The 12,789-nt window shown below is 36.7% G+C and carries 12 protein-coding genes; all 12 read left to right on the forward strand.

Annotated features, from left to right (window positions below; all coding sequences use genetic code 11):
• Positions 1 to 44 precede the first annotated feature (44 nt).
• The 12 genes from rseP to tsaC all read left to right on the forward strand — a co-directional run bounded on the left by rseP (position 45) and on the right by tsaC (position 12,737).
• Complete coding sequence (rseP, locus tag ACFFIT_RS08270; RefSeq protein ID WP_385877185.1) at positions 45 to 1,400, forward strand: RIP metalloprotease RseP; 1,356 nt, start codon at positions 45 to 47, stop codon at positions 1,398 to 1,400.
• A 141-nt stretch (positions 1,401 to 1,541) separates the two neighbouring features.
• Positions 1,542 to 3,968, forward strand: coding sequence for an outer membrane protein assembly factor BamA (bamA, locus tag ACFFIT_RS08275; RefSeq protein ID WP_385877186.1), 2,427 nt, complete (start codon positions 1,542 to 1,544; stop codon positions 3,966 to 3,968).
• Positions 3,969 to 4,052: 84 nt separating this feature from the next.
• Complete coding sequence (locus ACFFIT_RS08280) at positions 4,053 to 4,556, forward strand: OmpH family outer membrane protein (RefSeq protein WP_385877187.1); 504 nt, start codon at positions 4,053 to 4,055, stop codon at positions 4,554 to 4,556.
• An 8-nt stretch (positions 4,557 to 4,564) separates the two neighbouring features.
• Positions 4,565 to 5,590 (forward strand): UDP-3-O-(3-hydroxymyristoyl)glucosamine N-acyltransferase, encoded by a 1,026-nt coding sequence (gene lpxD / locus ACFFIT_RS08285; protein ID WP_385877188.1) that lies wholly within the window; start codon positions 4,565 to 4,567, stop codon positions 5,588 to 5,590.
• A 142-nt stretch (positions 5,591 to 5,732) separates the two neighbouring features.
• Positions 5,733 to 6,176 (forward strand): 3-hydroxyacyl-ACP dehydratase FabZ, encoded by a 444-nt coding sequence (fabZ, locus tag ACFFIT_RS08290; RefSeq protein WP_385877225.1) that lies wholly within the window; start codon positions 5,733 to 5,735, stop codon positions 6,174 to 6,176.
• Positions 6,177 to 6,191: 15 nt separating this feature from the next.
• Entirely contained in the window at positions 6,192 to 6,995 is an 804-nt protein-coding gene (gene lpxA / locus ACFFIT_RS08295; RefSeq protein WP_385877226.1) for an acyl-ACP--UDP-N-acetylglucosamine O-acyltransferase, read from the forward strand.
• Positions 6,982 to 8,172 (forward strand): lipid-A-disaccharide synthase, encoded by a 1,191-nt coding sequence (gene lpxB / locus ACFFIT_RS08300; protein ID WP_385877189.1) that lies wholly within the window; start codon positions 6,982 to 6,984, stop codon positions 8,170 to 8,172. Before lpxA ends, lpxB begins: the two co-directional genes overlap by 14 nt.
• A 66-nt stretch (positions 8,173 to 8,238) precedes the next feature.
• On the forward strand, positions 8,239 to 9,366 hold the full coding sequence (locus ACFFIT_RS08305; protein ID WP_385877191.1) for a TDP-N-acetylfucosamine:lipid II N-acetylfucosaminyltransferase family protein: 1,128 nt from the start codon (positions 8,239 to 8,241) through the stop codon (positions 9,364 to 9,366).
• Position 9,367: 1 nt separating this feature from the next.
• Positions 9,368 to 10,702, forward strand: a complete 1,335-nt coding sequence (gene wzyE / locus ACFFIT_RS08310) for an ECA oligosaccharide polymerase (protein WP_385877192.1) — start codon at positions 9,368 to 9,370, stop codon at positions 10,700 to 10,702.
• A gap of 42 nt (positions 10,703 to 10,744) precedes the next feature.
• Positions 10,745 to 11,476: a lipopolysaccharide N-acetylmannosaminouronosyltransferase gene (wecG, locus tag ACFFIT_RS08315; RefSeq protein WP_385877193.1), complete on the forward strand. Its 732-nt coding sequence runs from the start codon at positions 10,745 to 10,747 to the stop codon at positions 11,474 to 11,476.
• A gap of 34 nt (positions 11,477 to 11,510) precedes the next feature.
• Positions 11,511 to 12,116, forward strand: a complete 606-nt coding sequence (locus tag ACFFIT_RS08320) for a DNA topoisomerase family protein (RefSeq protein ID WP_385877194.1) — start codon at positions 11,511 to 11,513, stop codon at positions 12,114 to 12,116.
• Positions 12,117 to 12,167: 51 nt separating this feature from the next.
• The gene (tsaC, locus tag ACFFIT_RS08325; RefSeq protein ID WP_385877195.1) at positions 12,168 to 12,737 is read left to right on the forward strand and encodes an L-threonylcarbamoyladenylate synthase type 1 TsaC; all 570 of its coding nucleotides are present in this window, start codon (positions 12,168 to 12,170) and stop codon (positions 12,735 to 12,737) included.
• The last annotated feature ends 52 nt before the right edge of the window (positions 12,738 to 12,789 follow it).

Below are 12,789 nucleotides of genomic sequence, written 5' to 3' on the forward strand. Positions count from 1 at the left end.
TTGAAAGCATAAAAATTATAATTATTAAGTCACAATAGGAAAATATGTTTAGCGTATTAATTTTTTTACTCACAATAGGTATTTTAGTGGTTATCCATGAATATGGTCATTTTATTGTGGCTAGAAAATGTGGTGTTAAAGTCGAACGTTTTTCTATTGGATTTGGAAAGAGGTTATATAGTTGGTATGACAAACAAGGTACTGAGTTCACTATTTCTTTGATACCGCTTGGTGGTTATGTCAAAATGTTGGATGAAAGAGCAGGAGATGTCTTAGCAGAGGACAAACCCTATGCTTTTACTCAAAAGAGTTTATCGAAACGAGCCTCTATTATTGCAGCAGGGCCTATAGCCAATTTTTTACTGGCAATAATTATTTTCTGGATATTGGCAATGATAGGCACTGAAGCGAGAAAATCAGTAGTTGTTTCTGTAGTACCTGATTCAATAGCAGCACAGAGCGGCGTAACGCCGAATATGGCTATAGTTTCTATCAATAACCAAGAAGCTAAATCGTCAATAAAAGTCGGTCAAATTTTAACGCAAGCGTATCAAGACAAGCTAAAGCAAATAGAAATTGAATTGGCTGATCCCTCTGATGATTCACTTACGATTACCAAAACACTTTTATTGGCAGACTGGACGTATGATGCTAAAAATGAATTGCCTTGGGCTAGTCTAGGACTTGTTTTCCCAGATTATCCTGCAACTATTTCTAGAATCAGAGAAGGATCTGCCGCTCACCTTGCCGGTCTACAATCGGGAGACACGATTGTAAAAATCAACGCTGAAAAAATAGAAAACAGAGAAAAACTCATCCAATTTATTAGATACAGTCCACAAGAACAAATATCCCTCACCGTTCTTAGAGATGGCCAAGAAATTATCCTAAATATCACACCTACTAAAATTATTGAAAAGCAGGGTGAAAAAAGTATCACGAGAGGGCAAATTGGGATTGAATTTGCAAATAATACGTTAAATGATGAATATATTATTAATTACCGTTATAATCCAATTACTAGCGCATGGATTGCTATTCAACGATTCGGTACTAGTATTAAATTAATCGGGTCGTTTTTATTTCAAGCTATTACTGGTAATGCTAGTATGAATGATTTAGCAGGCCCAGTAGGTATAGCTCAAGCCGCTGAGGCGCAATTTTCATTTGGCATAACGGCTTACTTAGCTTTCTTGGCATTTTTAAGTATTAATTTGGGTGTAATGAATTTATTGCCAATTCCTGTACTTGATGGCGGACATCTGTTATTTTTAGCCATAGAAAAAATAAAAGGGAGCCCAGTTTCAGTAAAAGTCCAACAAAATTTTTACTTAGTGGGTGCATTTTTATTACTGTCACTTATGGTCATTACTTTCATAAGTGATTTTATGAGACTTTAAATTACTAAGTCTCAGCTCGAGTTTAATGAGAAAATAGTTTAATATCTATTTATCATAGATACTCAAATACATTATTATGCAGTATAATCACCGAAGATTTACATTAACGTTAACAGTAACTAACCTATGAAAAATATACTCATGTCATTTAAACGTAATCCACTTAAGCATTTTATTGCTGCCTCTTTAATTATTGCAAGTAGTTCATTGCTTGCAGAAGATAGTTTCGTTGTTCAAGACATTCGTTTTGAAGGCCTTCAACGTGTAGATGAAGGCGCCGTTCTTCTAGATATGCCCTACAGAGAAGGGGATACAATTGATGATTTCGCTGTAGGCGAAATAATCAAAGCATTATTCGCTTCTGGTAATTTTGAGGATGTAAAAGTACTCAGAGATGGTAATGCACTTATTGTAGAGGTATCAGAAAGACCTACGATAGCAAGTATTACTTTTTCAGGCAATAAAGCTGTTAAAGAAGAACAATTAAAGCAAAATCTTGAAGCAACGGGTGTAAAAGTTGGTGAAGGATTAAATCGTAACGCTTTAGCTGACATTGAAAAAGGATTGGCGGATTTTTATTATAGTGCAGGTAAATATAATGCAGCGGTAAAAGCGGTTGTTACTCCATTACCTAGAAACCGAGTTGATTTAAATATTGTTTTCAGCGAAGGTGAGTCAGCAGAAATAAAACAAATCAATATCGTTGGAGCGAATTATTTCACTTCCAAAGATTTATTGGCCAAGTTTGATCTAAAGGATACGGTACCCTGGTGGAATATCATGGGTAATCGTCAATATCAAAAACAAACACTCGCTGGTGATTTGGAAAAACTGCGCAATTTTTATCTTGACCAAGGATTTGCTAAATTTAGTATTGATTCGACTCAAGTCAGCTTGACTCCAGACAAAACTGGAATATTTGTAACAATAAATATTACTGAGGGTGAACGCTACCAAGTTGGTAATGTGAGAGTTCAAGGTGAGCTTGCTGGCCTTGGCGCTCAAATTGAAGAACTTGCGTATATCGAACCAGGTTCTTTATTCAGCGGTGAAAGAGTTACAGAAATAGAAAATTCAGTCAAAGAACTCCTCGGAACAAATGGCTTTGCTTACCCACAAGTACTTGTAGAACCCGAATTTGTAGAAGGTGATGCGAATGTAAATCTAATAGTAAACGTGAGTGCTGGCAGCCGTTTTTATGTCAGATACATCTCATTCGAAGGCAATGAATTGACTAAAGATGAGGTACTTCGTCGTGAACTACGTCAATTTGAAGGTGCTTGGCTTGCCTCTGACAAAATTGAGAAAGGACGTGAGCGTTTAAACAGACTTGGCTACTTTGATAGCGTCGAAGTAGAAACTGTACGTGTTGCGGGCAGTGATGATCTTGTGGATATTGTTTATCGAGTCAAAGAGAGAAATACAGGATCGTTCAATGTCGGTGTAGGTTATGGTACTGAAAGCGGTTTGAGCTTTCAAGTGGGTGTTGAACAAGACAACTGGCTCGGAACAGGTAATACAGTCGGAATCAATGCAAGTACGAATGATTCAGATACTTCAGTTGATTTATCTTTAACTGATCCATATTTTACTCCAGATGGCATAAGCCTAGGAGGAAGGATCTTCTATAATGCATTTGACGCAGCGGATGCAGATTTAGATAGCTATACAAACACAGCATACGGTACTGATATATTAATGGGTATACCTGTAAGCGAAACAACAACACTGAGAGCAGGTGTAGGTTACGTTCATAATGATGTTAAGGATATCCAGCAGAGAATCGACACAAAACGTTATTTTGAAGGTCTAGGTAGGGAATTGACTAATCAAAGCGGTAACCGCTATTCATTTACAGCTGATGATTTTAACTTGACCCTTGGCTGGACATATAATGACTTAAATAATGGATTTTTCCCGACCAGTGGGTCTCGCATTAATTTAAATTCAAAAGTTACGATTCCAGGATCTGATAATCAGTACTACAAACTAAATGCTGATGCATCAACTTATTATCCAATTGATAGTAAAGATAAATTCGTTATTCTTGGCCGTACGCGTTTAGGCTATGGTGATGGATTTGGTGGCAAATATATGCCATTTTATGAAAACTTCTATGCGGGGGGATCAAGTTCACTGCGTGGATTTACCGGAAATACAGTGGGTCCTAGAGCAATTAACGTGTCTAATTGCACAGGTGATGATTTAAGTAAATGTACTTTAGGAGCACCGGGTGATGCTATCGGTGGTAATGCAATAGTCACGGTAACTGCCGAGCTTATAACACCTACGCCATTTTTAAGCGAAGAGTATAGTAATTCAATCCGAACCTCATTATTTGTAGACGCTGCAAGTGTTTGGGATACTAAGTGGAAAAATACTGCTGCGACGAAAGATAAAGATATCCCAGACTATGGTTCTCCTAGCCGCTATAGAGCTTCGTCAGGTGTTACCATTCAATGGGTATCGCCAATAGCTCCGTTAGTTTTTTCATATGCTGTGCCATTGAAAGACTACAAAGGGGATGAAACAGAAGAGTTCCAATTTAATATAGGTCGTACCTTCTAATAAGTATTAACAAAAAATATTTAATACCTGGATTATTTGATTATTAAATAATCCATACCTTACAAAAGTTGAAAGGAGTAGAGCGTGAAAAAATTTTTAAAAGTAGGTCTTATTGCTGCAACAATAATGAGTTCAAGTGCTTTTGCTGCAGACAAATTAGGAGTTGTGAACATTGCTTATGTCTTCCAAAACATGCCAGAACGCGCTGAAATAGCTAAACAACTTGAAGCAGAATTTAAACCGCGTGCAGAAATGCTCCAAAAAATGGAAAAAGAACTTCAAGATAAATTGAAAAAAATCAATACGGAAGGCGACAAAATGAAAGACGCAGACCGTGAGAAATTAGCAAATGAAATCAAAGCGCTTAGCGAAAAATTCTCTACTGAAGCTCAAACTTTCCAAAAAGATAATCAAGACAGAGAAGCGGTAAAACGTAACGAAATGCTAGAAAAAATCCAAGCTGAAGTGAAAGCTATTTCTGAAAAAGAAGGTTTTACAGTTGTTGTTGATTCTACAACTGTAACTTACCGAACTGATGCAAGTGATATTACTGAACGTGTTCTTGAAAAATTCACTAAAGCAAAATAAGGGCTGATATGTCAGGGCTTACTTTAAAAGAAATTGCAAGTCAAATCCAAGCAGAGGTATTAGGAGATGAAAACTTTACTATTCATAGACTAGCCTCTCTTTTGACTGCACAAAACGAAGACATTACGTTTTTATCCAATTCAAAGTATCGCTCTGATCTGAGTTTATGTAAAGCAGGTGCAATAGTACTAACAAGAGAAGATGCTGAGTTTTGCCCAGCTTCTATCAACCGCTTAGTTGTTAAAAATCCTTACTTTGCGTATGCTCAAATCGCCAAATTATTAGATACCACTCCTAAACCAGCTGAAGGAATCAATCCTACTGCTGTTATAGCAGAAGATGCGGTCTTAGGTAAAAATGTCTCGATAGGTGCAAATGCTGTCATTGAATCAGGTGTTCAACTAGGCGATGATGTAGTTATTGGACCGGGTTGTTTTGTAGGAAAGTATACTAAAATAGGCGCTAGAACGAAGCTTTGGGCTAATGTTAGTGTTTATCATGAAGTTGAAATTGGTGAGGATTGTTTATTTCAGTCTTCCACTGTTGTTGGATCAGATGGATTTGGTTATGCAAATCATCAAGGTCAATGGATCAAAATTCCACAATTAGGGCGCGTTATTATTGGAAATCGTGTTGAAATAGGTGCATGCACTACTATTGACCGTGGTGCTCTTGGAGATACCATCATCGAAGATGGTGTGATCATTGATAATTTATGCCAAGTAGCGCATAATGTTAAAATTGGGAAAAACACAGCGATTGCTGGATGTGTAACTTTAGCAGGTAGCTTGACAATTGGTGCTAACTGCCAAATTGGTGGAGCAAGTGTTTTAAATGGCCATATGGAAATTGCCGACGGCGTTATTGTCACTGGCATGGGTATGGTAATGCGGCCTATTGATAAGCCCGGTATTTATTCATCAGGTATTCCTCTTCAGACGAATAAGGAGTGGCGCAAAACTGCGGCATTAGTATTGAATATCGATAAAATGAATAAGCGCATCAAAGCGCTAGAAAACCAAGCAAAGTCTTAGGTTTAACTAGGTGACAACATTAAGTCAATCCATTGATTTGATGTTGTTGATATATTAAGAATAATAACTAATGCAAATATATAAAGTTGCATTAGTTATTATTCTATTTTGACAGGTAACTATTTTGACTACTCAAACTGATATTACTGTAGATATTGAAGAAATTTTAACATTATTACCTCATCGTTATCCTTTTTTACTTGTTGATAGAGTAATTAGTATTGATTTAGGTAAAACACTGACCGCAATCAAAAATGTGACATTTAATGAGCCTTTTTTTCAAGGCCACTTTCCTGGTAAACCAGTCTTTCCAGGCGTACTAATTTTAGAAGCAATGGCTCAAGCAACCGGTATTCTTGCATTCAAAAGCATGGGTAAACTAGCTGACGGGGAATTATATTATTTCGCTGCAGTGGATGAAGCTCGCTTTAAAAGACCTGTAATGCCAGGAGATCAACTGGTGCTTGAAGTTGAATTTATCAAAGAAAAGCGTGGTGTAGCAAGGTTTAAAGGGGTAGCAAAAGTAGATGGGCAAATTGCTTGTGAAGCCTCTATGATGTGTGCACGCCGTCGCGTAGGAGATTAATGTATGACCCAATTGATGCCTGATATTCATAAAAGTGCAGTAATTCATCCAAGTTCTGTGATAGAAGCAGGGGCCAAAATTGGTGAAAATGTCACCATAGGGCCTTTTTGTACAGTGAGTGGACAGGCAACAATTGGTGCAAATACTATTCTTAAATCTCATGTTGTGATAGAGGGAATTATTGACATTGGCGAAAGTAACATCATTTTCCCTTTTGCTGTTTTAGGCGGAGTGAATCAAGATTTAAAATATGCCGGAGAACCAACGAGGGTTACTATTGGTCATAGAAATTCAATTCGGGAAGGTGTGACTATTCAACGTGGTACGATACAAGGTACTGGTGTGACCGTTGTCGGTAACGACAATTTATTTATGGTCAATGCACATATTGGACATGATTGTATCGTAGGAGATAGATGCGTTTTTGCAAACAGCGCGACTGTAGCTGGTCATGTAACGATAGGTGATTATGTTATTATTGGTGGCTTAAGTGCTGTCCATCAATTTTGTGTCATAGGCCCTCATGTTATGGTCGGTGGTTGTTCAGGCGTTGTTCAAGATGTACCACCTTTTGTGATAGCTCAAGGTAACCATGCTACACCGTATGGTGTCAATATTGAAGGACTAAAACGCAGAGGATTCAGCAAACCTCAAATTCAAACTATTCGTCAAGCTTATAAAGCACTTTATCGTCAGGGGAATAGTTTAAATGATGCGAAAGAAGAGATTACTGGATTAGCTAACGAGGAACCTGCACTGACTCCTTTTGTTGATTTTTTTGCTGCCTCAACTCGTGGGATTATCCGTGGGGGAAACTGATCTTCAATTACGCCAATATAGTGATGAGCAGATTACTATTGGATTAGTGGCAGGCGAGGTCTCGGGCGATATATTAGGTGCCGGTTTAATTACTGAATTAAAAATGCGCTACCCTAATGCTAAATTTGTAGGAGTCGCAGGGCCACGTATGAAAGCTCTTGGCTGCGAGGCCTGGTTTGAAATGGATGAGCTGGCTGTGATGGGTGTGGTTGAAGTGTTAGCTCGACTACCACGTTTACTCTCTATAAGAAAGCAGCTTTTAAAACGTTTTACAGCGTTGCAACCGGATGTATTTATTGGTATTGATGCTCCTGATTTTAATCTCACTCTTGAACATAGATTAAAACAAACTGGTATTAAAACTGTTCACTATGTGAGTCCTTCTGTTTGGGCATGGCGTCAAAAGCGAATTTTTAAAATAGCTAAGGCAACTCATTTAGTTCTTGCACTACTTCCATTTGAAAAGGCTTTTTACGATAAGCATCAAGTCCCATGTCTCTTTGTGGGGCACACTTTAGCCGATAAACTCCCTCTAGTTGCAGATAAAATCGCTGCAAGGCAAGCCCTGAATTTATCAATAGATGGTCAATATCTCGCCATCTTACCAGGTTCAAGAACAGCTGAAATGTCTTTGTTAAGCCCGGTATTTTTAGCTTCCGCCATTAGATTAAAATCCCAATTCCCCAACTTACAATTTATTGTCCCTATGGTCAATGCCACAAAAAAGGCCATATTCGCAGAATTTTTAAAAAAATATGCACCTGATATTAATGTGCATATTTTTGAAGGCCAATCTACGGAAGTTTTGACTGCCGCTGATGCAACACTCCTAGCTTCGGGTACCGCGACATTAGAATGCATGCTGGCTAAATCTCCTATGGTTGTTGGTTATAAGATGAGAAAATTAAATTATTGGATAGGCAAGCAATTAGTCAAAACAAAGTTTATTTCTTTACCTAATTTATTAGCCGATAAGCCTATCGTTTTGGAGTTACTTCAAGATGAATGCCACGTTGAAAATATTGTTAAGGGTCTTACACCTCTCTTAGAATCACAAGATAATAATTTTGCGCTCAAATCTATATTTACTGACTTACATAAAAAAATCAAATGTAATGCTGATGAAAAAGCCGCAGAGGCAGTGATATCTTTAATAAATAAAAAAAGTGATTTTTGATTTTTCTTTAACTGAAAGTTGAATCTACAATCTATAATCAAGCGATTTAATACTGGTAATTATTCTATGACTACTTTAGTTCATATTTTAGGCTCTCCGATATCCCACCATACAGCAACTGTTTTGGCTTTTTTTCAAAGGTACCATGAAAAATATTTACAAGATCACGATGCGATAGAGTTTCTAGTGGCTTATGATCCTTTAGAATCGATAGATCTTGATGCAATTGCTTTAAAACACCTTAATCTTAAAATTCATTTTTATCCAGGTAAAAAAGCCCTTGCAGCAGCATTTAGGCAACATTATTTAGCTTACCCTACTGTAGAATATTTTTTGCATGGGCAATTTAATCCTACCATTTGGTTGGATATCTTGTTAGGAAAAATAGATCCCAAACGCTTAAAATGGCACGTTTGGGGAGCAGATCTTTATGAAGAGGAAAAATCTCTTAAATATAAACTTTTTTATATCATGCGCAGGCTTGCTCAGGCTAAAATAGGTCAAATCTATTCAACCAAAGGGGATGCTAGAATTTTAAAATCAAGAATATCTAACCCTAAAACAAGTACTTTATATTTTCCAACTAAAATGAATCTTTCTTTGACTCCAACTGAGAGCCAAAAACAACAAAGATTGGATAGACTAAAAGAGAAATATGTCCAGGATCGTAAAACAGTCCTTTTAGGTAACTCTGGGGATAAGACAAATAATCATATACTGGGTTTAACAAAACTATATAAAACGTTTGGCTCTGAAGTGAAGGTGATTATTCCAATGGGATACCCTCTCAATAATAAAGACTATATTAATAAAGTAAAACAGCATGCTGCGTCACTATTTTCTGACGAGAATGTACATATATTAGAGGAAAAAATTGAGTTTTCTGCCTATTTAGAATGCTTAGAATCTTGCGATTTGGCTTATTTTTTATTTGAACGGCAACAAGGAATAGGTACAATTTCGTTGTGTATCCAACTAGCAGTCCCTTTTGTTTTGCATCCATTAAACGCATTTATTGATGATCTCAAGGAAGAGAACATTCCATATCTAACTATCAAAGATAACATGAGCTATGAGCAAATATGTGACACTCAAACTAAGTTGAATCAACTGAAGTTGAATAAGATCAGCTTTTTTGAACCGAATTATTTGGGCGGATGGCACCAAGCACTCGGGTTACTTAAGGAGGATTAACGTGACTTTGGTTGAATTCAGTTTATTGCTGATTATCTATTTACTGTCGGTGGGATTTGTCGGCGGAATGACGATTATTGCCTATCGTAGGGATAAATTTAATTTTCATATTTTATTTTCGCTACTCTTTTTGCTCACATTTTATTTTGGTTTTCCATTTACATCTATATTAGTCTTTAATTACCAAGTTCAAGTTGAATCTATCAGCTCACTTTGTTTCACACTATTAAGTGCAACTGCATTTTACGGTCTGTATTCATTGATTTATCATGTTAGACTTATTCCTCAAACGGGTAATTTTTCCTCTAAATCGCATCAATGGCTCTCATTTACGAAAATTGAAGCCTACTTAACCATCACATTTTTACTCCTAATCGCACTTGGTACCTTAGGTGTTTTTTATGTACAAAACGGATTATTACTCTTTAAACTTTCAGGCTATAGTGATATTTTTTCCAATGATGTTTCAGGGGTTGCTTTAAAAAGATTTTTTTATTTTTTTATTCCTGCTGTACTTATTTTTTATTTTTTAAAGCCAACACAAATCCGGTGGTTAGCTTTTTTGGCTATTTGCAGTTGCTTCGGTTTTTTTACTTATGTTGTAGTAGGAGGAACCCGAGCAAATATTTTGATTGCTTTTGCTCTTTTTTTATTTATTGGGATCACAAGGCAGTGGGTTAAACTTTGGATGCTAGGCCTAGCAGGCTCTTTTGGGATTGTAGGGATGTTCCTACTTGCCATCAGACGATATGGGATTGAATTTAACGATCCCGAGGCATTTTATCATTTTCTTTACTTAACACGAGACACGTTTTCTCCATGGCAAAGTGTGGCTAATATATTTGATCATTATGATGCAATTGACTATCAAGGGTTAATGCCCATATTAAGGGATTTTTATGTTTTTATTCCCAGTAGCATTTGGCCAGAGAGACCCGATGCCATCGTTAATACTGCTAACTATTTTACCTGGGAAATTTTAAATGTATTCTCTGGTCTGGCGTATTCCCCCACTATGTTAGGATCCATTCTTATTATGGGTGGGGTTGGTCTTATACCTGTTGGCGCTTTTTTTGTGGCATTAATTATCAAATGGTTTGATGGGCTATACAAAGCAAGCTTGGTTGAAAGTAATATTTATACTCAAGCCATATTAAAAGCATTTTGTTTTGGTGCAATTTTTAATATGATAGTCCTTGTAAGAGAAGGACTAGATGCATTTTTCTCAAGATTGATATTTTTTGTACTAATTTATTGTTTATGTGTTATTTTAGCTAAAGTGACTTATTTAATCTTAGTATCTGGTCGCTATGTTTATACAAAAATAAAACAGTAAGAAAATAATTTTTAATCATTGTTATTCAATAAGGGGTCACAATTGAATAAGACTGCCACCTATGATATTAGAGGCTTTGCTATTTCTGGTTTTAAAAATGAATCGCAATTTTTAGACTTTTTATTTGCCAATAAAACGGTCAAAACAGGTGCTTTAGTTGCTATTAATGCCGAAAAAATTCTTACGGCAGAAACCAATGCACAATTAACAGAGTTGATTCAAAGCGCAGAGTTTAAATATGCTGATGGAATAAGCATAGTTAGAGGAATAAGAAAAAAATTTCCAGGTACGGAAGTTTCACGCATTGCAGGGGCTGATTTATGGCTATCTTTGATGCAACGAGCAGCCAAAGAAAATACACCTGTTTTTTTAATAGGTGGTAAACCTGAAACCTTACAAGCCACTGAAACCAAATTGATTGAATCGTTTGGTACACTGATAGTAGATAGGCAAGACGGTTATTTTACTCAAGAAGATGAAGAAGCTCTAATTAACCGTATTAAAGCGAGTGGTGCAAAAATAGTTACTGTCGCTATGGGTTCTCCTAAACAAGAACTCTTTATTAAAGCATGCAAAGAAATTTACCCTAATGCTCTTTATATGGGTGTTGGTGGGACGTATGATGTTTTTACAGGACGCGTAAAAAGAGCCCCTTTAATATGGCAAAAATGGGGTTTAGAGTGGTTGTATCGCTTGATTCGCCAACCTAGCAGACTCTCTAGGCAATTAAAATTATTCAAATTTGTCTATTATTACTATTTTAACAAACTTTAAATGAGGGCATTGCCCATCAGTGTTAATGGATAAGATGAAGAACAATCGAGATAAAGCACTGTATAAAATCCAAGATAAAGAGATCTGTCCTGCCTGTGGTGCAGATCTTTTAATTAAATCCAGCCGTCACGGCCCTTTTTTAGGCTGTGCAAACTATCCTCAGTGTGATTACATTCAGCCTTTGAAAGAAAGAAAAGAGAGTCTTGTATTAAAGGCGTTACCAGATAACCTATGCGATGTATGCCAAGAACATCTTGTAGTACGCCAAGGTAAATTTGGTTTATTTATTTGTTGTGTTAATTATCCTGATTGCGACTATATTGCACCTAATGTTGACGATGGGGTTAATGTAACTTCAAATAAATGTAATGAGGATGTTGCCTGCCCAAAATGTAGGATTGGTCAATTGATGGCAAGACAATCTAGATATGGCAAGACTTTTTTTGGATGTTCTTCCTACCCTAAATGTAAATTTTTGGTTAATTATCCGCCTGTAAAATATCAGTGTCCTCTATGTAATTTCCCTATTTTAGTCGAGAAAAAGCGAGTGAAAGGCCTTGTTTATGCATGTGCTAACAAACGCTGTGACTTTGAAATTGATTCTATAAAAGAATCTGAAAACAAACTGTCTTCAGATTAATTACTGAATACTACATTCCATTTTTACCTCTGTATAAGGGACTTAAATCTTATGATCACGCATATGCAACTTCACTCTGTTGACGCACTTATTCAGCGATTAAACGAGGGTGAGCTCATCGCTTATCCAACAGAAGCCGTATTTGGCTTAGGGTGCGATCCTGATAATGAACAAGCTGTTTTACATCTGTGCGCTTTAAAACAGAGACCTATTGAAAAAGGATTGATTTTGGTTGCAAGTCACTTCGAATTATTAACCCCTTATGTGGATATTTCTTTACTTACCCAACAACAATTAGAAAAAATACACGCTTCCTGGCCGGGACCTGTAACTTGGGTAATGCCAACAAAAAAAGATATTCCATATTATCTTAAAGGACAATTTGATACCTTGGCGGTAAGGGTATCTGCACACCCTATAGTGAGGGCGTTGAGTTTAGCATTTAACAGGCCCTTAGTCTCGACCAGTGCAAATGTCACAAGCCAACCGCCAGCAAAAACAGCAGAAGAAGTATTTATTCAATTTGCAGATAAGGTATTTATTTCTGAAGGTAAAATAGGGGATTTGGATAAGCCTACGTTGATAAAAGAGGCCTTAACAGGCAAAGTGCTGAGATATTAATGTCATAGTGCTCAAGATATTGTCTGGCATATACCTATCAAAGCTTATAATT

It is taken from the genome of Thorsellia kenyensis (genome assembly GCF_042432445.1).
Lineage (GTDB): Bacteria > Pseudomonadota > Gammaproteobacteria > Enterobacterales > Thorselliaceae > Thorsellia > Thorsellia kenyensis.

Bases quoted from the DNA above. Each gene is read 5' to 3' on its own strand.
- rseP (WP_385877185.1), top strand. From the start codon at position 45: ATGTTTAGCGTATTAATTTTTTTACTCACAATAGGTATTTTAGTGGTT.
- bamA (WP_385877186.1), top strand. From the start codon at position 1,542: ATGTCATTTAAACGTAATCCACTTAAGCATTTTATTGCTGCCTCTTTA.
- lpxD (WP_385877188.1), top strand. From the start codon at position 4,565: ATGTCAGGGCTTACTTTAAAAGAAATTGCAAGTCAAATCCAAGCAGAG.
- lpxA (WP_385877226.1), top strand. From the start codon at position 6,192: ATGCCTGATATTCATAAAAGTGCAGTAATTCATCCAAGTTCTGTGATA.
- ACFFIT_RS08305 (WP_385877191.1), top strand. From the start codon at position 8,239: ATGACTACTTTAGTTCATATTTTAGGCTCTCCGATATCCCACCATACA.
- ACFFIT_RS08320 (WP_385877194.1), top strand. From the start codon at position 11,511: ATGAAGAACAATCGAGATAAAGCACTGTATAAAATCCAAGATAAAGAG.
- tsaC (WP_385877195.1), top strand. From the start codon at position 12,168: ATGATCACGCATATGCAACTTCACTCTGTTGACGCACTTATTCAGCGA.